At 48.2% G+C, this 21,324-nt stretch carries 28 protein-coding genes and 1 tRNA gene; 11 read left to right on the top strand and 18 right to left on the bottom strand.

Going from position 1 to position 21,324, the window contains the following annotated elements:
• Nucleotides 1-138: 138 nt before the first annotated feature.
• Nucleotides 139-966, top strand: coding sequence for a D-amino-acid transaminase (gene dat / locus AC3WRW_RS05725; protein ID WP_492545383.1), 828 nt, complete (start codon nt 139-141; stop codon nt 964-966).
• Between the two features lie 103 nt (nt 967-1,069).
• Here dat and AC3WRW_RS05720 read toward each other — a convergent pair whose 3' ends face one another.
• The 3 genes from AC3WRW_RS05720 to AC3WRW_RS05710 form a co-directional block, all read right to left on the bottom strand.
• The gene (locus tag AC3WRW_RS05720; protein ID WP_492545382.1) at nt 1,070-1,267 is read right to left on the bottom strand and encodes an IS3 family transposase; all 198 of its coding nucleotides are present in this window, start codon (nt 1,265-1,267) and stop codon (nt 1,070-1,072) included.
• A 134-nt stretch (nt 1,268-1,401) separates the two neighbouring features.
• The gene (locus tag AC3WRW_RS05715) at nt 1,402-1,719 is read right to left on the bottom strand and encodes a transposase (protein ID WP_492545381.1); all 318 of its coding nucleotides are present in this window, start codon (nt 1,717-1,719) and stop codon (nt 1,402-1,404) included.
• A 76-nt stretch (nt 1,720-1,795) separates the two neighbouring features.
• Nucleotides 1,796-2,635, bottom strand: a complete 840-nt coding sequence (locus AC3WRW_RS05710; RefSeq protein ID WP_492545401.1) for a lipoate--protein ligase family protein — start codon at nt 2,633-2,635, stop codon at nt 1,796-1,798.
• 216 nt (nt 2,636-2,851) lie between these two features.
• On the opposite strand from AC3WRW_RS05710, the gene AC3WRW_RS05705 reads away from it, so the two are divergent.
• The 3 genes from AC3WRW_RS05705 (at nt 2,852) to AC3WRW_RS05695 (ending at nt 6,707) form a co-directional block, all read left to right on the top strand.
• Nucleotides 2,852-4,642: a DEAD/DEAH box helicase gene (locus AC3WRW_RS05705; RefSeq protein WP_492545380.1), complete on the top strand. Its 1,791-nt coding sequence runs from the start codon at nt 2,852-2,854 to the stop codon at nt 4,640-4,642.
• The gene (locus AC3WRW_RS05700) at nt 4,639-5,628 is read left to right on the top strand and encodes a YqhG family protein (RefSeq protein ID WP_492545379.1); all 990 of its coding nucleotides are present in this window, start codon (nt 4,639-4,641) and stop codon (nt 5,626-5,628) included. Before AC3WRW_RS05705 ends, AC3WRW_RS05700 begins: the two co-directional genes overlap by 4 nt.
• A gap of 116 nt (nt 5,629-5,744) precedes the next feature.
• Nucleotides 5,745-6,707: a hypothetical protein gene (locus AC3WRW_RS05695; RefSeq protein WP_492545378.1), complete on the top strand. Its 963-nt coding sequence runs from the start codon at nt 5,745-5,747 to the stop codon at nt 6,705-6,707.
• An 82-nt stretch (nt 6,708-6,789) separates the two neighbouring features.
• Here AC3WRW_RS05695 and AC3WRW_RS05690 read toward each other — a convergent pair whose 3' ends face one another.
• From AC3WRW_RS05690 to AC3WRW_RS05670, 5 genes are all read right to left on the bottom strand, one after another.
• Complete coding sequence (locus AC3WRW_RS05690) at nt 6,790-6,981, bottom strand: YqzE family protein (RefSeq protein ID WP_171683522.1); 192 nt, start codon at nt 6,979-6,981, stop codon at nt 6,790-6,792.
• A gap of 79 nt (nt 6,982-7,060) precedes the next feature.
• The gene (locus tag AC3WRW_RS05685) at nt 7,061-7,342 is read right to left on the bottom strand and encodes a hypothetical protein (RefSeq protein WP_492545377.1); all 282 of its coding nucleotides are present in this window, start codon (nt 7,340-7,342) and stop codon (nt 7,061-7,063) included.
• 132 nt (nt 7,343-7,474) lie between these two features.
• The gene (locus AC3WRW_RS05680) at nt 7,475-8,128 is read right to left on the bottom strand and encodes a Bax inhibitor-1/YccA family protein (protein ID WP_492545376.1); all 654 of its coding nucleotides are present in this window, start codon (nt 8,126-8,128) and stop codon (nt 7,475-7,477) included.
• Nucleotides 8,129-8,224: 96 nt separating this feature from the next.
• A complete protein-coding gene (locus tag AC3WRW_RS05675) occupies nt 8,225-9,046 on the bottom strand; it encodes a DUF695 domain-containing protein (protein WP_492545375.1) in 822 nt (273 codons plus the stop codon).
• A 214-nt stretch (nt 9,047-9,260) separates the two neighbouring features.
• Nucleotides 9,261-9,977 carry a TetR/AcrR family transcriptional regulator gene (locus AC3WRW_RS05670; protein ID WP_492545374.1) on the bottom strand — a complete coding sequence of 239 codons (717 nt, stop codon included), beginning with the start codon at nt 9,975-9,977 and terminating at the stop codon, nt 9,261-9,263.
• A 127-nt stretch (nt 9,978-10,104) separates the two neighbouring features.
• Between AC3WRW_RS05670 and AC3WRW_RS05665 the strand changes: the two genes are divergently transcribed.
• Nucleotides 10,105-11,520: a serine hydrolase domain-containing protein gene (locus AC3WRW_RS05665; RefSeq protein WP_492545373.1), complete on the top strand. Its 1,416-nt coding sequence runs from the start codon at nt 10,105-10,107 to the stop codon at nt 11,518-11,520.
• A 149-nt stretch (nt 11,521-11,669) separates the two neighbouring features.
• Here AC3WRW_RS05665 and AC3WRW_RS05660 read toward each other — a convergent pair whose 3' ends face one another.
• Nucleotides 11,670-12,632, bottom strand: a complete 963-nt coding sequence (locus AC3WRW_RS05660) for a helix-turn-helix domain-containing protein (protein WP_492545372.1) — start codon at nt 12,630-12,632, stop codon at nt 11,670-11,672.
• Nucleotides 12,633-13,013: 381 nt separating this feature from the next.
• Between AC3WRW_RS05660 and AC3WRW_RS05655 the strand changes: the two genes are divergently transcribed.
• The gene (locus AC3WRW_RS05655; protein ID WP_492545371.1) at nt 13,014-13,196 is read left to right on the top strand and encodes a hypothetical protein; all 183 of its coding nucleotides are present in this window, start codon (nt 13,014-13,016) and stop codon (nt 13,194-13,196) included.
• 167 nt (nt 13,197-13,363) lie between these two features.
• A complete protein-coding gene (locus AC3WRW_RS05650) occupies nt 13,364-14,284 on the top strand; it encodes an oxidoreductase (protein ID WP_492545370.1) in 921 nt (306 codons plus the stop codon).
• Between the two features lie 174 nt (nt 14,285-14,458).
• Here the strand turns inward: AC3WRW_RS05650 and AC3WRW_RS05645 are convergent, their stop codons facing one another.
• Both AC3WRW_RS05645 and AC3WRW_RS05640 read right to left on the bottom strand, forming a co-directional pair.
• Nucleotides 14,459-14,578 (bottom strand): winged helix-turn-helix transcriptional regulator, encoded by a 120-nt coding sequence (locus AC3WRW_RS05645; RefSeq protein WP_492545369.1) that lies wholly within the window; start codon nt 14,576-14,578, stop codon nt 14,459-14,461.
• Nucleotides 14,579-14,631: 53 nt separating this feature from the next.
• Nucleotides 14,632-14,718: transfer RNA gene (locus AC3WRW_RS05640), tRNA-Leu, on the bottom strand.
• Between the two features lie 121 nt (nt 14,719-14,839).
• Here AC3WRW_RS05640 and AC3WRW_RS05635 point away from each other — a divergent pair.
• A complete protein-coding gene (locus AC3WRW_RS05635; protein WP_492545368.1) occupies nt 14,840-15,019 on the top strand; it encodes a hypothetical protein in 180 nt (59 codons plus the stop codon).
• A 57-nt stretch (nt 15,020-15,076) separates the two neighbouring features.
• Here the strand turns inward: AC3WRW_RS05635 and AC3WRW_RS05630 are convergent, their stop codons facing one another.
• Both AC3WRW_RS05630 and AC3WRW_RS05625 read right to left on the bottom strand, forming a co-directional pair.
• Complete coding sequence (locus tag AC3WRW_RS05630) at nt 15,077-15,793, bottom strand: adenosylcobinamide amidohydrolase (RefSeq protein WP_492545367.1); 717 nt, start codon at nt 15,791-15,793, stop codon at nt 15,077-15,079.
• 25 nt (nt 15,794-15,818) lie between these two features.
• On the bottom strand, nt 15,819-16,079 hold the full coding sequence (locus AC3WRW_RS05625; protein ID WP_492545366.1) for a hypothetical protein: 261 nt from the start codon (nt 16,077-16,079) through the stop codon (nt 15,819-15,821).
• Nucleotides 16,080-16,223: 144 nt separating this feature from the next.
• Here AC3WRW_RS05625 and AC3WRW_RS05620 point away from each other — a divergent pair, with 144 nt between their 5' ends.
• On the top strand, nt 16,224-16,541 hold the full coding sequence (locus AC3WRW_RS05620; RefSeq protein ID WP_492545365.1) for a hypothetical protein: 318 nt from the start codon (nt 16,224-16,226) through the stop codon (nt 16,539-16,541).
• A 253-nt stretch (nt 16,542-16,794) separates the two neighbouring features.
• Here the strand turns inward: AC3WRW_RS05620 and AC3WRW_RS05615 are convergent, their stop codons facing one another.
• Both AC3WRW_RS05615 and AC3WRW_RS05610 read right to left on the bottom strand, forming a co-directional pair.
• Nucleotides 16,795-17,121, bottom strand: coding sequence for a hypothetical protein (locus AC3WRW_RS05615; protein ID WP_079413697.1), 327 nt, complete (start codon nt 17,119-17,121; stop codon nt 16,795-16,797).
• An 80-nt stretch (nt 17,122-17,201) separates the two neighbouring features.
• Nucleotides 17,202-17,771, bottom strand: coding sequence for a xanthine phosphoribosyltransferase (locus AC3WRW_RS05610; RefSeq protein WP_492545364.1), 570 nt, complete (start codon nt 17,769-17,771; stop codon nt 17,202-17,204).
• Between the two features lie 271 nt (nt 17,772-18,042).
• On the opposite strand from AC3WRW_RS05610, the gene AC3WRW_RS05605 reads away from it, so the two are divergent.
• A complete protein-coding gene (locus AC3WRW_RS05605; protein WP_492545363.1) occupies nt 18,043-18,756 on the top strand; it encodes a superantigen-like protein SSL4 in 714 nt (237 codons plus the stop codon).
• A gap of 59 nt (nt 18,757-18,815) precedes the next feature.
• On the opposite strand, the gene AC3WRW_RS05600 is transcribed toward AC3WRW_RS05605, so the two are convergent.
• On the bottom strand, nt 18,816-19,448 hold the full coding sequence (locus AC3WRW_RS05600; RefSeq protein WP_492545362.1) for a DedA family protein: 633 nt from the start codon (nt 19,446-19,448) through the stop codon (nt 18,816-18,818).
• 115 nt (nt 19,449-19,563) lie between these two features.
• Between AC3WRW_RS05600 and AC3WRW_RS05595 the strand changes: the two genes are divergently transcribed.
• Nucleotides 19,564-20,604 (top strand): YkvI family membrane protein, encoded by a 1,041-nt coding sequence (locus AC3WRW_RS05595; protein ID WP_492545361.1) that lies wholly within the window; start codon nt 19,564-19,566, stop codon nt 20,602-20,604.
• On the opposite strand, the gene AC3WRW_RS05590 is transcribed toward AC3WRW_RS05595, so the two are convergent.
• Nucleotides 20,545-20,976 (bottom strand): hypothetical protein, encoded by a 432-nt coding sequence (locus tag AC3WRW_RS05590; RefSeq protein WP_492545360.1) that lies wholly within the window; start codon nt 20,974-20,976, stop codon nt 20,545-20,547. The genes AC3WRW_RS05595 and AC3WRW_RS05590 overlap by 60 nt on opposite strands.
• Nucleotides 20,977-21,006: 30 nt before the next feature.
• Entirely contained in the window at nt 21,007-21,282 is a 276-nt protein-coding gene (locus AC3WRW_RS05585; RefSeq protein WP_492545359.1) for a hypothetical protein, read from the bottom strand.
• Nucleotides 21,283-21,324: the final 42 nt, after the last annotated feature.

The raw sequence follows: 21,324 nt of genomic DNA, 5'->3' as shown, positions 1-21,324 counted from the left end.
TCCTTTTGACGATAGCGGCTTCCTCTGCTAACCTATATTTAGGATACCACAAAAGCTTCTTTTTTAGAACATTTGTTCGGAAATTTTTTATTTGATAATTGACCTGTTCAAGAAAGCGACTAAGGAGATGTTAGAACCATGTACTTTTATAAAAATGAATTCATTCCCAAAAGCGAGATTCATCTTTCGCCGGATGATCGCGGCTATTATTTCGGAGACGGCATCTACGAAGTATTCCGGGTATATCAAGGGCAGCTGTATGAACAGGAAGCGCACTTGCAGCGGCTTCAAAGGACCGCAAACGATGTGCGGCTCACGCTCCCTTTTACGATCCCACAAATAGGGCAAATTCTTACGGATCTGGTAGCAAAAAATAAGCTCATTGACGGCACGGTGTATATGCAAATTACCCGGGGCGAAGCTCCGCGCGCGCATCCGTTCCCTTCTCAAGCGGAACCGGTCATGCTTGCCTACTGCACCGAAGTGCCGAGACCCGCCGCAACGATACATAACGGTATCAAAGCCATTACGTTCGCAGATATCCGTTGGTTAAGATGCGATCTCAAGACGCTCAATTTGCTGCCCAATGTCATGGCGAAGCAAGCAGCGCTCGATCACGGCGTGCAGGAGGTTGTACTGCATCGCGAAGGTACCGTGACGGAATGCAGCGCATCAAACCTCATGATCGTAAAGGATGGCGTGCTTTATACGCATCCGGCCAATCATTTGATTTTGCACGGCATCACCAGAGCTGTCGTTTTGCGGCTCGCCCGCGCTTTGGGCATGCCGGTTAAAGAGGAAGCCTTTACGACAGCTCAGCTCGCGAACGCTGACGAAGCCTTTATTACAGGAACGACAGTAGAAATCACGCCCATTCTGGAAGTAGACGGCAACCCGATCGGAACGGGCATACCGGGAACTCATACACGCAAACTGCAAGAGGAGTTCGTTCGCACGTTTGCGTAACAGCGTAACAGGAAACAGTCCCAGAAGTAGAAAATACTCCTGGGACTGCTTTTCATTTATTAACGTGTCTTGTCTCAGGTGAAATAGCGGGAACCTTGGACCATTATTTTTGAGTTTTGGAATCGGTATTCTGAACCTTAAAGTTACCGGAAACACTGGAACGCAAGCCAAGTTCCTTCATGTATTTTCCCACGGTTCGTTCCACCACATCATGACCTTCTTGTTGCAATAATACCGCAATTCTAGGAGCACCGTAGCGCTTCTCACTATCGTTAAAGTGATAGAGGATTCGTTCCATCATGCTTTGCTTATTCAACTTTTGTTGGCTAGGTTTGTGGTTTTTCCATTTGTAATATCCGCTCCTAGAAACGCCGAAAACATAGCACATCTTCTCCACAGGAAACTCGGAGCGATGTTCTTCAATGAACTGAAACCTCAGTTCCTTGGCTTGCTGAAGATGTGCCCTGCCTTTTTTATGATGGCCATCTCGACTTTCACATCCGCAATGCGGCGCTCGTTTTCAAGAAGCTCACGTTCTTTTTCTTTAATCTTTTGCTCGAGCTCTCGAATACGATCGCTATTTGCAAGGGGCTCATTTGGGAATTCACAATACTTCGCCTTCCAGGAATGTAATGTTTCCGCTGGTATATCCAGTTCTAGGGCGATATCCTCTACCGTTTTCGTCTGCTCCTGAAGGTACTTTACAGTTTGTTTCTTGAATTCTTCATTATAACGTTTCCGTTGTTCATCCACGGGAACACCTCCTGATATATTCATTATCCAATTCCGTCAATGATGTGTCCACTCTTTATTCTAGCTGCACTCCCAATTACCGCCGCAAATTCCACTCATCCGTACCATATTTCTCCTTCACCAGACGACCAGTCAACTCCACCTCAAACGGTGTCAAAGGCGCCTCAACCAGCTCCACGCCTAAACCGAGTCCAATTTCACGACGGAACGCTTCTTCAACTTGCCCGAGCGTAACCGCCTCTTTGCCCTGCGCCCGGAGCAGCTCGTTAATCGCTACAGCTTTCTTCAGGAAGCTCGACTTCATCCGCTCCGCAACCTTCTCGTTCGAGAAACGCAGCATCCGGAACAACTGGTCCGTATCCATATCCAGAAGGATCGAGCCGTGCTGCAGCACGACGTTCTTTTGCCGAACTTGCGCACTTCCGGCAACTTTGCGGCCCTCTACGACCAGCTCGTACCATGAAGGAGAGTCGAAGCATGCTGCGGATCCGGCTGACGCGTATTTCTCCTTCTCCTCATCGCTTGCAAGCTGCACCATCTCGGCGTTAAGTCCTAGCGCGCGAAAACCTTGAAGCAGCCCCTCGCTCAGGACGCGGTAGGCGTCGGTGACATTTCGGGGAATGCCCGGATAGTCCTCGGCTACGATAATGCTGTATGTCAGCTCTTTATCGTGCAGTACCGCTCTTCCCCCTGTTGGACGGCGTACAAAGCCAATCCCCTCTTTCGCTACGGCTTCCTGATCGACTTCCGATGCTTTTTGGAAATAGCCTATCGACAGCGTTGCCGGATTCCATCCGTAGAAACGCACCGTTGGAGGTACGATTCCCTCGCTGTGCGCAGTCAGAATCGCTTCATCTAAAGCCATATTTTCAGCAGGAGAACGATCTCCCGTATGTATAAATCGCCAGGCAGTCATGTTAAACCCGTCACCCTTTCTTTCCAACATTGCTTTGTACAGACAGCCTCTATCTTACCACAAAACCTTCTCCTCTTAGAATTCCTATCCGGCCTCCAGACTCCCGCGCGATCTCCTTAGCTGTTTTAACGATGGAAAAGTTATGAAAGCGCCTCTTATGGACATACTAACACGTATTCGGCGTTTTCTTACGAAAACTCTTAGGAGGGCACATCCATGCGTCAAAATGAACAGCAAGAGAACATTCGCCCCATTCATCATCGATTGGATATGCACTTTGAAAGGGACTGGTTGACTGAGCTGGATCATCGCGTGCGCGGAGGAGGGCCATGGGACGATTGGACGCTGTACCAATTGGCCTACGAATCGGAAGAATCGGGGCTTATTTCTACGTTCGACGAAATGCAATCTCTCGTTCATTTAGGGCAGTTGGAGCCTATGGCTCATCAAATTGATACGGCAAAGCGAGTGCTCAATGAGATGCGCGGTCGGGCGATTCTGGCCGATGAAGTTGGACTCGGGAAAACGATTGAGGCTGGGTTGATTCTAAAAGAATACATGGTCCGCGGTTTGGTCCGCAAAACGCTTATTCTGGTGCCGGCATCTCTTGTGCTGCAATGGGTCCGTGAATTAAATACCAAATTCGGCATACCAGCCGTCGCCCATAAGAAAGCGTACATGTGGCAGCAAAGCGATATCATCGTCGCCTCCATGGATACTGCAAAACGCGACCCGCACCGGGAAATCGTGATGGGTTTGGAATACGACATGCTCATCGTGGACGAAGCCCACAAGCTCAAAAATAAAAAAACGACCAACTACACCTTCGTGAACGAGCTGCGCAAAAAGTATTGCCTGCTGCTCACCGCCACGCCGGTCCAAAACGATTTGAAAGAGCTCTATAATCTCATCACATTGCTCAAGCCCGGTCAGCTCGGAGGCCAAAGCTCCTTCAAGTCCAATTTCGTTGTCGGCAAAAGAATTCCCAAAAACGAGATCCAGCTTCAGCAAGAGCTTTCCAAGGTGATGATCCGTAACCGGCGGGGCGACGGCGGCGTTCATTACACTAAACGGATGGTCAAAAACATCCCGCTCACGCTCTCCCCGGAGGAACAAGCGCTCTATGACGGAGTCACGAGGTTCGTTCGCACGCGGTATGAGGAAAGCGCCGGAGACCTTAGCAGCATGCTTTCGCTCATTACGCTTCAACGGGAGGTTTGCTCTTCCCGGGATGCGGTCTTCATCACACTCGTGAATTTGTTCAAGAAAACTGCCGAGGATTCGCCGGCTCGCGCCAAAATATGGGAGCTGGTCGAGCTTATCCGCAGCATTAAAGCGAACAGCAAAGCGGAAGCGACGATGAAGCTTGTCCGGGACATTAATGATAAAGTGATTATTTTCACGGAGTATCGCGCTTCCCAGGAGTATCTGCTCAATTATTTGAAAGAGCATAAAATTACGGCAGTCCCTTATCGCGGCGGCATGAACCGGGGCAAAAAGGATTGGATGATGGATCTGTTCCGCAACCGCGTACAAGTGCTTGTTGCAACCGAAGCCGGCGGTGAAGGGATAAATCTGCAGTTTTGCCATAACATGATTAACTTCGATTTGCCGTGGAACCCAATGCGTGTGGAACAAAGAATCGGCCGCGTCCATCGTCTTGGCCAAACGCATGATGTCAACATTTATAATTTATCGACGAGGAATACGATCGAAGAGCACATCCTCGCTTTGCTGCATGAGAAAATCAATATGTTCGAAATGGTGATCGGGCAGCTCGACACGATTCTGGAGAAGATCGAGAAAAAAGGCTCCCTCGAAACCTCGTTATTCCGTATGGTGATGGAATCGGGGTCGCAGGAAGACATCCGCAGAAAAATTGATGAGCTGGGCCATTCATTCGCCGAAATCAAAGAAGAGATTGAACACAATCCGGTGTATGGCGCTGAGTTCCAACACATCCTTGATGCCGTAGGCAGCGTACAAAACGGTGAGGTAAGACCATGAATAAACGCAATATTCACACGTTCGTCATGCGCTTTCTGGAAGCCTACAATTGTACGATTCTTGAGAAATCCCCAGCCTATGTCACAGCCAAACTGTCTCCGGAAGCGGACCGGGAAATGACAGGCCGGCCGTATTACTGGAGTTTCGTGGAACGGACCGGCGCTCCCGCCGAAACGATGACCTATAAGTTCGTCTTCGATCCGGAACAGATGAAGCTGGAGGCTAAACCCAAAGCTGCCCCAGCCGCAGTCAAAAGCCCTCCGAATGGCGGCGGCCCCCCCGCTCCGAACCAAGATGGAGCTGCGGATGGCTCTTCCGACAGCATTCTCGGACGCTATTTCGGTTTCGCTCCAACGGCCATTACCGCACGTGTTCCACAGGATGACGTCACCTTCGGCAGCAGGCGGTTGGAGCAAATGTTCCACATCGTCCGGGAACGCGGCAAATTCGTGCATCTCTTCGAGGAGCCTTTTCCGATGGGAGCTACGTACCACGCTTCCCTTGTGTATGACACTTGGCTCTGTGTCAACTACAAAGTTGAGCTGGCGTGCGACCGTAAGCGAAGCGAAATCCACTCCCTCGCTATCCAGCTGAACAGCGGCGAGATTCGCGAGCATTTTCACAAACATCTCTTAACCAAAAGCCTTTCTCCAAAATTGCCTGCGAACAGTCATATTTTGCAAGATACGATTTCGCTGTCCAAAGCCGTGAACCAGCTCGAAATGACGCTTGAGCGCAAAATCAGCGCCTATGATCATTCTTGGGCGGACGAAGCCAACGAGCAGCACCGCAGCGAAATCGACCGTGTGGAGTCTTACTATAACGGTCTTCTGCTAAGCGCAGAACCGGATAAAAGAGACGAAATCGAAACGCAATGCCGGAACCGCCTCAAAGAAATCGACTGGCAGCATAAGCCGCGCATCGCCGTTTCTGTCATCAATTGCGGACTGTTCCATTTGAACGCCGGACGTTCACCCAGGAACTGACGCTAGTCGCTAAAACATCCAAAATTAACACTACAGGTTCTAACAATCTTTTTATAGCATAAGAATTACAATAGATTCATACAAATGAGAGGTTAGCGATAGGCAGGTGAACACGAATGAAGTTGTGGACTGCATGGACAGCAGCCTGCTTCATATGTATAGGCAGCTTAATATTCATACCGGCGCAAAGTTCTGCAGGCGATAATCCCGACCGGACAAGCCTCGTGCACAATGCCGGACAAGCCGCAGCTGACAGCACGCTTTCTGCTGCAGCGAAGCCTGTGCCGGATCTGCGAAGCGAATCCACCTTGAATGCCACCATCGACAAGTGGCGTTTGACGCTCGCTCGCGAAGAAGGGTTCAAGGGCTGGCAAACAGCCTCTTGGAACAGTTACCCGCTAGGCCCCGGCACACACGGCTGGGTCGTCATTCTCACGGATCACGGCGAGGATATCGGGTATATGATTGTACATGCCACAGAAAACGGCTCTTTCCGTTTAACGGAGTATGGAACAGGCAAGCATCCGCTTTTCAGCTTGACCACGCTGTATCGCTCTTTGGTACAGCAGGAACTCATCCCAACTGCTACTTCTTATTCTGATTTTACCGCTGATAACACGATTGCCAAAGAACGCTTATATATGGATGCCCTAACTGCTGTTTGGAAAATCAAACTTCAAAACCAAACCTATTACTTAGATGCCAAATCAGGCGAGGTGCTTCCTCTAACGGAAGACCCGGCGCCGAAGTCATTGGACAAGGACAACGTCCTCCCTGCCACAGATTTGAAGGGCGAAGCCACTACAGCTCTGCATGCGGCATTCGACCCTTATGACCGGATGCCTTGGATTCTAGGCAAACCGCTTCAGGTCGCAAGCCTTGCAGAACTTCAAGGCGCGCTCGAAACGCATACGAATCTGACCTATGTCACTGAACTTTATGAAAATAAGGTCACATTGCCTCTCGCTGTTCTTGGCTATCAAGCCTGGCAGGAAGACTCGGCATATCTTGTTTTGGATCATGAGGGACCGAGGTACGTCCGACTGGCGACTGCGCTCCAAACGGGCCGTGTCTATTAAAGCCTCCGGTACGGTCGCAGGCACAAAATAAAAGCTGTCTCTCAGGTCTTGCAGACCTTTGCAGACAGCTTTTTTGCGCCGTTTATTTTTTGGGCTTGAACTGATCAAACAGCATCCGTGCTGCTAAGGGCAGCATGCCGAACCAGCGTGTTTGCCAATGCTCGCGCTTCTCTTTGTTCATTGCTTTTGCCTGCTGACGAACATCCCGAGGCGTGTCTATATAGGTCACGACTTGCTGTGTTATGTACTTGACCAGCTCATCACTTTTGGCCATACGCCCACCTGCCTTTTTCTCCCTATTGTAACCAGAGAGCTCCGGGCTTAAACGGCACAGACAGGTGGAAGCCATGGATTCAACTGACTTTTCCGCCGCTCTCCGCAACAATTTTATCCGCAAATGATTTAATCGTACTGCAGCCCAGCAGCATCGGCTTGTTATCACACTGCAATAGCAAGGTTTGCGCATTCATATCCCAAGCATATTGGAAACCGACATTCATGCCAACTACGGTGATCATGAATTTGCCCGATGCCGCATTAGGAATCGAGAATCCCTGTTTCTTTCCTACTTGTTGTAACGATCGAAATACCGAAGACGAAATCCCTCTATACGTCCAAGTACTGCAAGCCGCCATAGGTCAATCTCCTCTCTCCCTTTTAGGATCACTAAATTGTATGAAGAGAGGGCGCAAATCGTGCTTGTATCAATTAAAAAGCACCCTCGATCCCCTAAGCGGGTTCGAAAGTGCTTTTTCATGCGTTACATCCTAATCTCTGCTGATGCCGACAATAGAAGCTATGAAACGCAAGATGTACAGGAACAGATTAATGAAATCCAAATAAATATTGAGCGCTGCCAGCGGAACCTCTTCCGATGCTACGCCATTGCGATATTGCGCTACATCGTAAAGCACCCAGCCGCTGAAAATTAAAATGCCGATCATCGACCAAACCAGGTTCGTTACCGAGCCGAAGTTAACGAACATGCCGATTACGCTCATCAGCACAAGTCCGATCGTGCCTGCGAACAAGAAACCGCCCAGGAAGCTGAAATCACGCTGCGAACGGTGTGCATAGAAGGCTAGACCGCCGAATATTGCCGCTGTGGCGAAGAAGGCGCCGGATACGACATTGGCTCCCAGCATGCCGCCGTATGCCATAATGACCGGATACAGGGTCACACCGGAAATCGCAGTAAAGGCATACAGAAATCCGTACCCGATATTTTTGCCGCGAATCCGAATCACGATAGCTGCAATGAGCATCACCACTTCAGCGACAACGAAAAACATGATCATAGAAGGCGGAACAACCATAGCTCCGATTAATGTTCCGAGAAAGGAGATCAGGAGCGAAACGGCAAATGTTTGAAGCACATGAGCAAAACTGCCTGTATGGGATACCGTCACTGTTCTATCCATGAAACTGTCAACTCCTTTAATGAATACTTGTACGATCTATACTATGTATTATACCTAAATTCCATGAGAACTGCTATACTCCCGAAGGCCAGGCTTTTATTTGAAGGCGGAAAATAGTCGCAGGATCGTCCTTTTAAAATAGGCGCGCACTTTCGCAGGAAACTTTAGAATAAGCCGCGTTCCCCAACCGTCATAAGTCCCGCCGGCCTCAGAAGCAAGAACGAACAATTCTTTCGTAATGGCATTGACCGTGGGAACATCCAGCGTGTGCAGCTTGCTCAGGTGAAGGACGTACGGCTCATCTACTTTTCGCGTAGTTTCCACTTCCGGAACAATGACGATGTAGCCAAGCTTGCCGACTTTGCTCTTCATCTCATTCATCCGCGCGGAATCCGGAAAATGAAGCCAATGCTGAACCTCTCTGGCTATGGCCAAATTGTCCCCCCGGCGCTTCAGCGCATAGGCGATTTTCGCATTGCGCATCCACTGTTCCTCTAACGGAGACGGGGCCATTTCTTCCAGGTAGAAACTCCAGTCTTGATCTGCCGTCATCACAGAATAGTAGCGAAAGCTTGGAAAATCCGCCATGATCCGCTTCAATTCCGGTTCCCAGTCCCCGTCATCCTTCGCATAGAAGAACATTTCCATTTTATTATGTGAAGAAATACGCCCAGCATATATGGCATATCCTCTATGTTTCATACGTGAAATGAGCTTATCTTCCAGCTCGTAAAACAGCTGCTGCGCCTTTTGCGTCGAGCTCCCGGAGATATCCCACAAACTATACATATTGAATACGATCGTAATTCGTTGGCCATAACCTATGAATGGGGCCTTCGTCTTCAAAGCAGTGTTCATAAAAACCAGAACCTGCTCCCGATCCCGGATGCGCTCAAATAAATTCCAATCTTCTTCCATAGGATGACCCCCTATTTGCCGCCAGATGATATTTATTATATAAGGCTTAGAGCAAGCTGCCTACCCCACCTGCTTGTCCATCGCACATAAAAAGCGCTCTCTGCTAACCTATGCGTCATTTCCCAGGCAATAAAGAAACGACCCCTTCAGATTTGAAGGGGCTGCTACGATGGATGCGGCCAAGCGGACTCGAAGTCGATTTCAAGCCGCTTCCTCAAAGATTTTTTGAACGTTTGCTGGCTGCCATTGCCTCCAAGCCAGCCATTAGGAGGTCTGTGCCGAACTCAAAATGACGTTCCGTTTCGACGCGAGCAGCAATATTCGGGGCTGCTTCAACGAGCCATGGATATTGTTGCTGCGGAAGGTCTCCATAGAACCCCCTCAATTTAGCCCCCCATACCTGGCGCTCTTCTTCCGACCCTTGTACGTATCCATCCCCCGTCACAACTAGCGACACCACTAGATTTAGCAAATGTTCAAAAATCAAGAATGCTTCTTGTGGCTCGAAGCCGGCGCTGCGAAGGACGCCAAGCGAAGTATCGAAAATTTTGAGCCTGTTCGTTGAAGGCAGAGATCGCCTGGACAGCAAGTTTCTGCCTGATGGATGTACGAGCAACACCTGACGCAGAGCGTAAAGTAAACCCCTCACCTGATCCCGCCAATCCGCCTCTTGTACTGCCGAGGTATCGAATGAAGCCAGCATATGTTCGGTCATAGCGTCTAACAGGTCATCCTTATTGCGGACATGCCGATAGATGGCCATGGGAGTTACGCCGAACCCGTGGGCTAAGCGTCGAAAACTTACTGCTTCAATTCCTTCCGTATCCGCAATATGCAATGCCAGCCCTACGATTACCTCTCGACTAAGGCGAACAGGAGCTTTCTGGTTATGCGTTCCTCCAGAAATTTGATCATTGTTATTGTGAACCAAAACTCAACGCCCCCGAAAGAAAAATGATAATAATATTATAACACAAGACAGTTGACGAGTATACACTGTATACGTATAATACCCTGTATACGGCGTATACTTTTGGATTCGAGGAGTTGGGCGCGAAATGACATTCCACAAAAAACGCAGATTTACTTTGCTTGCAATCGCAGTCATTTTAACACTATTCGTTAGCTCAGGGTTTGTGCTTTATCAACCATTGATGGTTGCTTCAGGTTATACCAGTAAAGAAGTCTGTTCTGGAACCTTTGTTTCGGGCATGGATGCCAATCAGGTTTACGCGGACATGGTCATGCCTGAAGGGGCCATCAGCCTCATCAGCAGTTTGATCCACATCAACGTTGACCATGAAAAGCGCGATGTAACAACGACAATAGCAGGACTTTACAAAACTCAGGCAGTGTACGGCGATGGGCTGGGGTGCATGTTGGTGCATTCACCCGAGGACGTTACTCTAGCTACAACTGCTGATTCGAATTCTATCGACGGCCCGTCGGATTCGCAAGCTCCAGAAATAGCCGGACCCGCCGTGGTTGTGCCTAAAAACGAACAACTTGCCGCCGCGCTCGACCGGGCTTTTGCAGAACGTGAGCAACCGCCTTATATTCGCACCCAAGCGATCGTTGTGGCCAAAGACGGAAAAATCGTTGCCGAGCGTTATGCTCCTGGCATAGGCGTAGATACGCAATTATTGGGATTCTCGGCGACAAAATCCTTCACTAACGCGCTGATAGGCATTCTGGATCGGCAGGGAAAACTGAATGTCGGCCAACCCGCACCTATTGCAGCATGGCAAAATGAAAAAGATCCGCGTCGCATGATCACAACAGATGAATTGTTGCGGCAAACAAGCGGACTCGCGCTTAAACAAACCAGTACAGGATTCGATCCTGCATCCAGAATGATATTTCTCGAGCGAGACATGGCGGGCTTCGCCGAGAAGGCTAAACTAATTGCTGCGCCCGGAACCCAATGGGCTTATACCGACGGCAACTTTATACTTCTCTCACGCATTATCCGCGACGCCGTCGGTGGTCAGGCCTCTAATGTCAGACAGTTTGCACAGCGTGAGCTTTTCGGGCCGACCGGCATGAAACACGTGACGCTGGAGTTTGATGCGACCGGCACACCAAACGGTGCGATGTCCATGTTAGCATCTGCTCGCGATTGGACTCGTTTTGGGCTCTTATACCTGAACGACGGCTTGGTGGGAAGCGACCGCATCCTGCCGGAAGGGTGGGTGAAATACTCATCCTCACAAACGCTGGATACAGGCTATGGAGCTGGATTTTGGATTAACCTTGCTGTGAGTGGCAATGCGCCGTATGGTCTTGCTTGGGGGATGCCCCATGTGCCGCATGATGCATTTTTCGCCATGGGCAATATGGGGCAGTATGTTGTGATCGTACCGTCCCAGCATCTGGTCGTCGTACGATTGGGGATGACCTCTTATCCAGACGGTCTTATCGCTGGAACCGACCGGTTGGTTGCCGATGTCATCGCGGCGCTTCAAGCAAATTAATTAAAAGTAATAGAACTTTTTTGCCTTCCGCTACCAAACCAATAACCGAGGCTATCTGCTGTTGTCGTTTCGACGATGCCACCTTATGGTTGGCGAGGGCGATTGCATTGGCCATTCATGATTGAGTTTCCTCATGAAATTACCCTGAATCACTCAGCTTTCATCTTTCTATAATCAACGGGACTCACACCTAGCTGCATTTTTATAAACTTGGTGAAACTGGATGGTTGTTCAAAGCCAAGCCTCTCTGCAATCAGATATATGGGTTCTTTTGTTGTCAGAAGTAGCCGTTTAGCAGTCTCCAATATGTGCAATTTTATAAATTCTTGTGCCGTTTTCCCCGTTTCTTTTTTTAGCATATCCGAAAGATAGTTAGGAGAATACCCCATCGCTTGAGCGAGTCTTTTTACGCTGGGCATCCCCGCTTTTTCAATGGCTTCTGTAGAGCATTTCTCCTGCAGAAGCCTCTCAAATTTGGCAACGGAGTCTTTGACGACGGCCGTTCTTGTAATAAATTGTCTCCCATAAAAGCGCCTGGCATAGTTCAGGAGCACTTCCAGATTTGATATAAGCAGGTCGTTGCTGTATGTGTCCAGATTTCCGCTATATTCAACCTGAATATGGTTGACGATACGTTCCACAATTTCTTTTTCCTGATTCGAAAGATGCAAAGCTTCATTTGCCTCATATTCAAAAAAACTATATTCAGACATTTTATGCCACAATGCGCTGCCTCTAATCAGATCGGGATGGAAACAAAGCACCCAACAGTCCGATTTCTGGTTGCTATTCCCGTTTCCATTGGCGAGTATTTGTCCAGGTGCTGCAAACATAAGGCTACCTTCACGAAAGTCGTAATACTTTTTCCCATATAGTAGTTCGCACTCTTCGGCATTAGTTTTCAAAGAAATCATATAGAAATTCAGCTTGACTGGGACGTTGTAATATGAATCATGAGGATTCATTGTACTGTAATCTATCAACGTGATTAATGGATGCTTAGGTTTTGCATAGCCCAAAATGTCATGCAGTACGGATATCGATTCTATATTTACCATTTGTAAAAAACTCCCTTTAAGCAAAGCGCGAATGTGAATTTTGCCGATAGTCATTTCAAATTCAATGTAATTATACACTTGGATTTACGCCTAATACATAGTCAAATCTACGATGAACTTGTGCCAATTACGGCTTTTAACCCATCAGTAATTCAGACAAATTGTTCTGTAATCAGGATATGTAACAGCAGGGGATTTACGTTTAATGTTAAGAATAGAAACAAAAAAATGAGACCGCTAAGGTCAGAAAAAGGAGAATGCTACGTTATGAAGGATTTTACATTCTACAATCCGTCGAGAGTTGAATTCGGAAAAGATAAAGAAAACTTATTCGGCAGTTACATGGCACCCTTATGGCGTTAAAAACGCTCTTCTTGTTTACGGCTCGGAGAGAATACAAGCATCCGACTTGTTCGATAGAGTCGCGAAATCGCTGTGCTTGATACGGCAAAGGTTATCGCGGCCGGAGTCATATACGATGGCGATGTATGGGACTTGTGCAGCTATAAGAAATATCCGGATGCTTTGCTGAAAATTTTCGATATTTTGACCTTGTCGGCAACCGGCAGTGAAATGAACGTGAAGCACATTTGCCGAGATGGAAGGAAATCGCTATGACACCCATATAATTGAGCATTTTCTTTCGGCCTTGTACGATGTGCGCCATGGCGCGGGTCCGAAAGAAACGATTGCAGAATTGTCGAATCGTATGTAAAGAACTTTCCGAGTGAATAGTCTCTTTCAAGGGGCTATTCATTCGTATTAATATGACGGAGGTCAAGTATATGAGCAACAGATGGACAAAAGATAATATTCCCAATTTGTCGGGTAAAGTTGTGGTGATCACAGGTGCAAACAGCGGAATCGGGTTCGAGACAGCGTCCGTATTGGCAGAGAAGGAAGCAACGGTTATTCTTGCCGTCCGAAATGCGGATAAGGGCCAAGCGGCGCTCCATAGAATCAAATCTGTCAACCCTACAGCTAAAGTGGAGCAAATGAAACTCGATCTTGGCGACTTAAGCAGCATTAGAACGTTTGTAAACTTATTTAAACAGAAGTATGAGTCCCTATCCATTCTTATTAACAATGCAGGCATTATGAATACCCCTTATGGATTAACCAAGGATGGCTTTGAATCTCAGTTTGGCTGCAACCATCTGGGACATTTTGCATTAACTGGATTGTTGCTGCCTCTGTTGGTTGCTACTCCTTCTTCAAGAGTGGTCACATTAAGCAGCTTGGCCGCTCACAACGCCGCCATTGCATTCGATAATCTAGACGGTTCCAAGGGATACAGCGCCTTTAAATTTTATGGTCAAAGCAAGCTGGCGAATCTGCTCTTCGCCAGAGAGTTGCATTACAAGCTCAGTCACAATGAAATGAATCCGAAAAGTATCGCCTGCCATCCAGGATATTCGAATACCAATCTCGCTTCATTTGGTTCGGGAAAACGTCCCAATCTTGGGATGCGACTACTAGCATTTTTCATGTCACAGCCGGCGCATATGGGCGCATTGCCCTCGTTGTATAGCGCCACATCACCTGATCTTAGTGGCGGGGAGTATATTGGGCCGGACGGAAGAAGAGGCTTAAAAGGTTTTCCAAAGAGCGATCCCATAATCGAGAAGCTGTATCATTCTACAGAAGCAAAAAAACTATGGGAGGTTTCCGAAAAATTAACAGGAGTTTCCTACAACTTGGATTGACTTTTGAGATTAGAGGGGTTCAGCCACGGATCTTCGGAGGGGATGCATTGTGATTGAACAACAGAAACCGGATAAGACATCAAACTATCGCTTATCCGGGTTATCCATAACGATCACAAACGCGCCATTTGCTCCCCGACTTTTATCATTTGCTCCTGAACGGGTTCCAAGCTTTTACCAAAATCGGTTAATGTGCATTTCAACCTTCGGCGGTATCGTTAAAAATGCGGTGCGTTGAACGATACCGTCTTCTTCCAGCTTCCGCAGTTGTACAGTCAGAACATGCCTGGACACATCCTTAGATCAAAAAGAAAAACCCTTCCTAAGAAGAGTTTCATTTGTAGGTATGGTGCGGTCAAGAGGACTCGAACCTCCACGGGGGTAAGCCCACACGGACCTGAACCGTGCGCGTCTGCCAATTCCGCCATGACCGCGTATGATGTTTTAACAAAAATAAATATAACACGGGACTTGAAAGCTCGTCAACGAAACTTTTACAAATCGTGCATAAATCCGAAGACCGCTCCTAACCCTATTGCCAAAGGAGGGATGACGATGGATAAAGAAGACATCAAAGCACTTGAACCCAAATATACAGGCAATGAGCGGCATCTCACGGAAGGTGAAGCTGAAGGAATCGTGCATGATCCGAATTTCAAAAACGAAGAAAACGAAGCAGACGGCACTGATGCCATGGCAACCGGGCTTGCCTACGGCGTTTTTCGCAGAACATAAAGCGTTTTATACTGCCGTCATAACATTCAAAAAAACGCGCTACAGCATCCTTACGGATCAGTAGGGCGTTTTCTCATACAATTGTCCCGACGCCATAATGGCTTCGTAAACCGTCCTTCCAATCAAGTGCCCCAACACGGTGGCTGTACCCGCATAGCTGCACATTTGGCCGCGGCATGTGGTCGCGATGAGCACAGCATCCGTCGTCGTTCCCGTAGCAGGCTGTCCATCGACCTCAATGCCTAAAGCCTGAAGCGCAGCCGTCTTCGCTTCGGTTGCCGTAATGACCGCGTTAACCATCGCGGCATCGGTTAGCTGCCCATTGATCACGACGATTGTATTAATCGTGCCGGGATAAAGCGAGGCAGCCGGCAGCTCAGCTCCGGCCCTGGCTTTATTTCCTAGACCAACCGTAACCCATGCGCAAACGTGGAGGCGCTCCTCCCCCTCTGTCTCTTCACCATGCGCAACCCCATGACAGCTGAGATCCTGGACGCTGTCTCCCATCCAGGTTAAGGTGCTGTACCCGACATCTTTGACCTTAGCCGCTGTAAGCATACCGGCCGTTTCGAGCGGGTTCAACCCTTCGCGCTTAATGAAAACGTCCATCTCGCCCAGGGGATCCGCTTCATTGTAATGCTTGTCCACCTGCCGGTTCATCAGCGTTCTATGCATCCCGAATCCCCCGCCCCAAGGCGAAGAATTTAACGTCCTCAGCGGGCTATCGCTGCGAATTAGCACGTAGCTGCCGTATTCGGAATTCACCAACTTCATTCGAATTTCGGGGATTGGAATCCCCCTATTCATCGTCAGAGGCATCGTCCGGTTCGATCGGTTCCTGCGGGAGCATATATTCCGGCGGTCGTTCCGCCTCATAAGGCTGATAGACATAGCCCCTTGAAAGCTTGACGACCCGACGATTTTTTTTACGTATTAAAACACTCTCATCATCCCAAGCGACAACAATGCCGCGGACATCGTTCCTGGGACTCACATCGCGAATAACGCGGAGCAGTGTGCTTTCAACACGATAAAGATCCAACTGATCTTCCGATATCATTTCATTTTACCTCCAAACATCCATTATACACCTTTAGCATACACCAATTCCGATCCAGTTGAAACTTACATAATTCCGCTAGACTCGGGTTAACTTAATGAAGACGAAGCAAAGAACGCCATCTTAGCCATGGGGGTTTTGATTTTGATCAAAAAAACGTACTACGTGAATGTCGGCACAGGCGAAGTATTGGAAGACAGCACCGCGCTCAATTATGAATTTGTCATATCCGCCACGGATGAGGAACTTGATCAGCTCATGGAGCTATTTGAGGAAACGGATAACACTTCTCAAGCCGGCTATGCGACCTCTTGGCTTCCTTGGAAGGTCTATTACTCCAACGGGGTCAATCAAGAATACGATTATTATTTGACCGAGATCTATCGGACCTTGCACCGGTTAGGCAACGAACAAACAAAAAGGCATATAGAAAGCATGAATGTTCTACAGAATGGCGTCTAACGCTCTGATTGAAGGACCTCCATTCCCTTCGGCGAAAAGCGGAATATCGGTCGGCCGTGGGGAACTACAGGGTCTTATCTGCCTTGCATCGCCCACATATTTATCCAGCTTAACGAAATAGCGGACCCTAGTTCTCGTCCCCTCACCTAAAGGGCAGTTTTCAGAAAAATAGCACCCTGTAGTTCCCCCTAAAAAATAAAAGGCCAACGCATCCGCAACGGATCCATTGGCCTCTTGCCTATTGGGCTATCTTTTAGCTTACATGCTCTTTAGAGTCATTCGTTTCGAACCAGAAATCAAGAACCTTGCTTGACATTACACGCTTCTGAATATATTCCACTTGCGCCGCCGAAAATTGCTGCTCCCATTCAATGGTCAACTCTGTGCAGAGCTTCACGATGGTTAACAACTCCGACCAAGCGACATAGCGTTTGTACCAGAAAAATTGAGGATGTTCGATCATATACGGATATAGATCATCAAATTCTGTATGCTTACAATCAAGAGCACGTTCAAAATGTGTTTTGGCTTCACCAAGCTTAGTCATGAAATATTCAATGGAACCATTTTCGATACCCATAGATGCCAGCCTCCTCTCTTACCTTGTAACCATTATAATGGATAATTGAGTTTCAGGGAAGTCACCGACGGGATGTAAAATCAGTCAAAAGTGATTTGCCCGTTGGCCAAAGAGGCGATCCGCGCCAGCGACTCCACTCGAATGCCGCGCTCTCTAATCGAACTGCCGCCGGACTGGAACGATTTCTCCACGGCGATGCCGACTCCGACCAATTCAGCCTCCGCTTTCTCAATAATACGAATCAAGCCGCGTGCGGCGTCACCATTCGCAATAAAATCATCGATCAGCAAAACGCGCTCCCCTTTGTGAAGCAAATGAGAGGAAACCATAATGTCCGTCACAATTCCTTTGGTAAAGGACGGTACCCGTTCACTATACGTATCTTGATCCATCGTTAAAGTCTTCTTGCGGCGTGCGAAAATCATAGGGATTTCAAGATGCAAAGCTGTTGTAAAGGCAATTGGAATGCCAGACGACTCTACGGTCAACACCTTGTCCGGCTTGGTTTCTCTAAAAAGTCTTGCAAACTCCCGTCCCATCTCCATGGTCAGAACCGGATCCACCTGATGATTAAGAATGGCATCCAGCTTAAGTACTTTATCCGATACAACGACACCGACCTCTTGGATCCGCTGTTTTAACAATTCCATGTTACTGGCCCCCTTAATCCTGTCTATTATGAGTAAGTTACCATAATGATGAAGTAGGTTTCAAGTCCCAATTTGCGAATATCGCTCATTAAGGTGAAACTTTTCTTGCCTATTAGGTGTCTATATTCATATAGGGACTTAAATTTTTTAATATTTGTACATAAATGCTCACAATTAGGCTGTAAGATCCATTGTGATTAACAACAAGAACGCAGTATGATTAGTAATGTTGTTTTTTTGAATAAATATTCGGCAGAAAGGATAGATGAAGATGAAGAATGCTATGAGACCTGTTATGCTTGGCTTTGTGCCTGTTGCATTTGCTTCCCTTATCGTAGCTGGATGCCAAGATTCATCTGCTCCTTCCGCTCAGCCTTCCATAGATCCATCGGTGTATGTGCAGAATCACAGCACATCCCCGGTCAGCACACCTCCAGCGTTTGTTGTGGAAACTCCGACTGCTTCGCCAACACCGGAAGACACAGCAAAACACGAAGCGCAAGTTGCGAACACGAACAAAACGGACTTGTCGGACCTGCCGCAAACCTCGGCAAACGCGAAACCGACGTCAAAGCCGAAGGTGAAAGATGAGGATGCCTATCAGCTGGAGAAGCCGACCCTTATGGGGCTAAAGCTTGGAACGAGTAAGAACTTGGTATTGGACCGCTTCGGCAAAGCAAAGAAACAATTCGTCATGGATGAAGACGACGACGCCATGCAAGTGTATGAATTCGGCGATTTTTCCGTTGGCTTCAACGCCAAAGACGCTTTGGAATTCGTGGATGTACACTCCGCCGAGATCGATCCTGGGCTACGTGGCCTGCACCTCGGTCAGAAGGCTGAAGATGCCCTCAAAATCCTAGGCAAACCGGATTCAAACACCACCTACGTGCTTTCTTACAAGTCGCAAGGCACCCTGTTGAAAATCGACGTAGACCCGAACGAGAACAAGATTCAATCGATTAAGCTTTTCGCAGACCGTTAAATGAACAACGAAGACCATGCCGTCTCCGCAAGGATGACACGCATGGTCTTTATTTGCGTTTAGACCGCTCTCCTTTTGCGAAAGCGGAAATAAATAGCGATCACAACCGCAGCGACAACCGCGATAATGATGAGACTGAAACCTAAGTATTGATGTATCAACTCAAACAGGCCTTCCAAATTGCTGCCGATAAAATGGCCCAAGGTCAGGAACGTCGTACACCACAGCAGCGCCCCTGTTCCCGCGTAAAGCATGTATTTGTAGAACTTTACTCCGCTTACCCCAGACAAATAACAAGTAAAATGACGTACCCCCGGTACAAAATATCCGAAGAAGACGGTCCAAAGTCCGTATTTATGAAACCAGCCTTCCGCCTTTTCAATCCGTCCAGGTGTTAATTTGAACCATTTTCCGTAGCGGTATAGAAACGGCTTGCCCACCCGGTGACCAATGAGATAACTCACAATCATTCCCGTCATCGTTCCGGCATAAATCACCATCAACGTAGGCGCAAACTCAAATGGACCCCCGGGTGCGGTCAGAGAGCCCACAAAAGCCATCAAGGTTTCATCAGGTATCGGCACGCCAACGATCCCGGCGGATAATAAGAGATAGAGTGCAATATAACCATAATGCCCAATAAAATCATAAAGAGCTTCTTTCACCAAAGACACACTCCCAAATTCGTTCATCTTCCTGTTCATGACTATTTTACCAAAAATGAGGACTTGCCCCAAGTTGCAGTCATGCCGCTGTCTTTGCGAACATACCTTGTACTATACCAAACGAAAGAAAGCGGGGCAATCCATGCGAACAAGCTCACAGATCGTCCGAATTGCCTTTACCTATATTGGAACTGTCGTTGGAGCAGGCTTTGCTTCCGGACAAGAGATTTTGCAATTTTTTACGCGGTATGGCTGGATAGCTACCTTAACTATCGCCTTATCCAGCGTTCTGTTCATATGGATTGGCATTAAGCTCATGCTGATGGCTCATGAATTGAAAGCTGATTCTTACGAGGATCTGAACCGGGTTATTTTTGGCCCGAAAATCGGAAATGGGATCAGCTTGTTTACCATGCTTGTCCTGTTCGGAATTACTACCGTCATGCTTGCCGGCGGAGGCACTGTTTTCGAAGAACAGCTTCATTTGTCGTATCAAACGGGTCTTTTGGTCACCTTGGTTCTTTCCTATTGGGTGCTGTCCCGAGGGATTGGAGCCATTATGACCGTCAATTCGATCGTCGTTCCCATCATGCTGCTTTTCAGTGTCGTTATCGTCGTCTATACGTGGCATTCTCCGTCTTCGGGAAACTGGCTGCGAATCACAAGCGATGAATCGCTGGGACAAATATGGTTCGCCCCCTTCCTCTACACGGCCTTTAATTTGGCCATGGCACAAGCCGTTCTCGTACCGATGGGCGCTTCCATTCAGAAGCGGTCCGATCTTTACTGGGGCGGACTTATCGGAGGGGCAGGCATCGGGCTGCTGCTCCTCTCGGCCCACTATGCACTGTCAGCTCAAATGCCCGGCATCGCGCAGTATGAGATTCCAATGGGAAATATCATTAACCGGTTGGGCTCCATCCCGCAAATCGCCTATTTGCTCGTGATCTACGGAGAGATTTTCACGACGTTTATCGCAGACGCGTACGGCTTGTCCTTGCAGCTGCAGCAGCGCACCAAACTTAACCCCAAGCTGCTGCTTCTCGGCATTCTTGCTTGCAGCTATTTGGTCAGTCAAATTGGTTTTAAAACGCTGCTCGCCGCCCTGTACCCTATATTCGGCCTAGTTAGCGTGGTTTGGCTCGTCCTGATGATCTGGCGCAACCGCAACCGTGCGGTGTAAGGCGCCTGTATCGGCAAAGCCGAGAACGACAATCAAACGGGCAACCAGCAAGAGCATCCCCATCCCGCAAAAAATAAGGCCTGTAAGCAAATACGAAAATTGAAAATTGGCTGCCGCCGACGTTTGATCGCGCAGGATCGCAAACAACTCAGCCAAAAGCAGCAAAAGACCGATGATAAACAGCCCGATCACCGCATAATCCATGACAGTCCAGCGCGAGAAATATTTCACTGCAATTTCCACTTGGCTTAATGGCTTTGGCGCCGCAGCCTGCTGACGCCAAAGCTGATGGACCATCCAAGCCGTATAAAGCGCAGCGCCGGTTACAAACAAACCCAGAAGACCGCCAATAATCGCTAATAGCATATTCATGCCTGAATCCTCCCCTTCCTTGACTGCTTGCTACCCGTGCCGCAGCCCATAAATGAGTATAAGCGTTAAACCAAAGCATAGAACCGGAAGCGCATAAAGCAGCGGGAGCATCATCCAGTTTGGAAGCTTCATAGCCGGCTGCCACAGAAGCCGAAGCTGTTGATCGCCGGCGTCCTCCGGACGATCAACTGATTTTACGGCCAGCGCTTCCGACGCCCCTTCATTCCACTCGATCTTGCCTTTCTTCCAACCGACCTGGTAGGTAATCTCCCGATGCTCTTTCTTCTTCTCGCTTCCTGATTCCACGTTCATTCCTCCAGCTTTTTTCTTCAACGTATATGATCGTTC

Source organism: Paenibacillus sp. FW126-R14 (assembly GCF_058789495.1).
This window is presented reverse-complemented; position numbering and strand designations above follow the sequence as displayed.

Excerpts from the sequence above, each read along its gene's own strand:
- AC3WRW_RS05630 (WP_492545367.1), bottom strand. The coding sequence starts at position 15,793 with ATGAAGTTGGTGAATTCCGAATACGGCAGCTACGTGCTAATTCGCAGC.
- AC3WRW_RS05605 (WP_492545363.1), top strand. The coding sequence starts at position 18,043 with ATGAAGAATGCTATGAGACCTGTTATGCTTGGCTTTGTGCCTGTTGCA.
- AC3WRW_RS05700 (WP_492545379.1), top strand. The coding sequence starts at position 4,639 with ATGAATAAACGCAATATTCACACGTTCGTCATGCGCTTTCTGGAAGCC.
- AC3WRW_RS05705 (WP_492545380.1), top strand. The coding sequence starts at position 2,852 with ATGCGTCAAAATGAACAGCAAGAGAACATTCGCCCCATTCATCATCGA.
- AC3WRW_RS05610 (WP_492545364.1), bottom strand. The coding sequence starts at position 17,771 with ATGGAATTGTTAAAACAGCGGATCCAAGAGGTCGGTGTCGTTGTATCG.
- AC3WRW_RS05685 (WP_492545377.1), bottom strand. The coding sequence starts at position 7,342 with ATGGCGGCTTGCAGTACTTGGACGTATAGAGGGATTTCGTCTTCGGTA.
- AC3WRW_RS05690 (WP_171683522.1), bottom strand. The coding sequence starts at position 6,981 with ATGGCCAAAAGTGATGAGCTGGTCAAGTACATAACACAGCAAGTCGTG.
- dat (WP_492545383.1), top strand. The coding sequence starts at position 139 with ATGTACTTTTATAAAAATGAATTCATTCCCAAAAGCGAGATTCATCTT.
- AC3WRW_RS05665 (WP_492545373.1), top strand. The coding sequence starts at position 10,105 with ATGACATTCCACAAAAAACGCAGATTTACTTTGCTTGCAATCGCAGTC.
- AC3WRW_RS05595 (WP_492545361.1), top strand. The coding sequence starts at position 19,564 with ATGCGAACAAGCTCACAGATCGTCCGAATTGCCTTTACCTATATTGGA.
- AC3WRW_RS05625 (WP_492545366.1), bottom strand. The coding sequence starts at position 16,079 with ATGATATCGGAAGATCAGTTGGATCTTTATCGTGTTGAAAGCACACTG.
- AC3WRW_RS05680 (WP_492545376.1), bottom strand. The coding sequence starts at position 8,128 with ATGGATAGAACAGTGACGGTATCCCATACAGGCAGTTTTGCTCATGTG.
- AC3WRW_RS05660 (WP_492545372.1), bottom strand. The coding sequence starts at position 12,632 with ATGACTATCGGCAAAATTCACATTCGCGCTTTGCTTAAAGGGAGTTTT.
- AC3WRW_RS05710 (WP_492545401.1), bottom strand. The coding sequence starts at position 2,635 with ATGACTGCCTGGCGATTTATACATACGGGAGATCGTTCTCCTGCTGAA.
- AC3WRW_RS05720 (WP_492545382.1), bottom strand. The coding sequence starts at position 1,267 with ATGATGGAACGAATCCTCTATCACTTTAACGATAGTGAGAAGCGCTAC.
- AC3WRW_RS05695 (WP_492545378.1), top strand. The coding sequence starts at position 5,745 with ATGAAGTTGTGGACTGCATGGACAGCAGCCTGCTTCATATGTATAGGC.
- AC3WRW_RS05675 (WP_492545375.1), bottom strand. The coding sequence starts at position 9,046 with ATGGAAGAAGATTGGAATTTATTTGAGCGCATCCGGGATCGGGAGCAG.
- AC3WRW_RS05590 (WP_492545360.1), bottom strand. The coding sequence starts at position 20,976 with ATGAATATGCTATTAGCGATTATTGGCGGTCTTCTGGGTTTGTTTGTA.
- AC3WRW_RS05650 (WP_492545370.1), top strand. The coding sequence starts at position 13,364 with ATGAGCAACAGATGGACAAAAGATAATATTCCCAATTTGTCGGGTAAA.
- AC3WRW_RS05635 (WP_492545368.1), top strand. The coding sequence starts at position 14,840 with ATGGATAAAGAAGACATCAAAGCACTTGAACCCAAATATACAGGCAAT.
- AC3WRW_RS05615 (WP_079413697.1), bottom strand. The coding sequence starts at position 17,121 with ATGGGTATCGAAAATGGTTCCATTGAATATTTCATGACTAAGCTTGGT.
- AC3WRW_RS05600 (WP_492545362.1), bottom strand. The coding sequence starts at position 19,448 with ATGAACGAATTTGGGAGTGTGTCTTTGGTGAAAGAAGCTCTTTATGAT.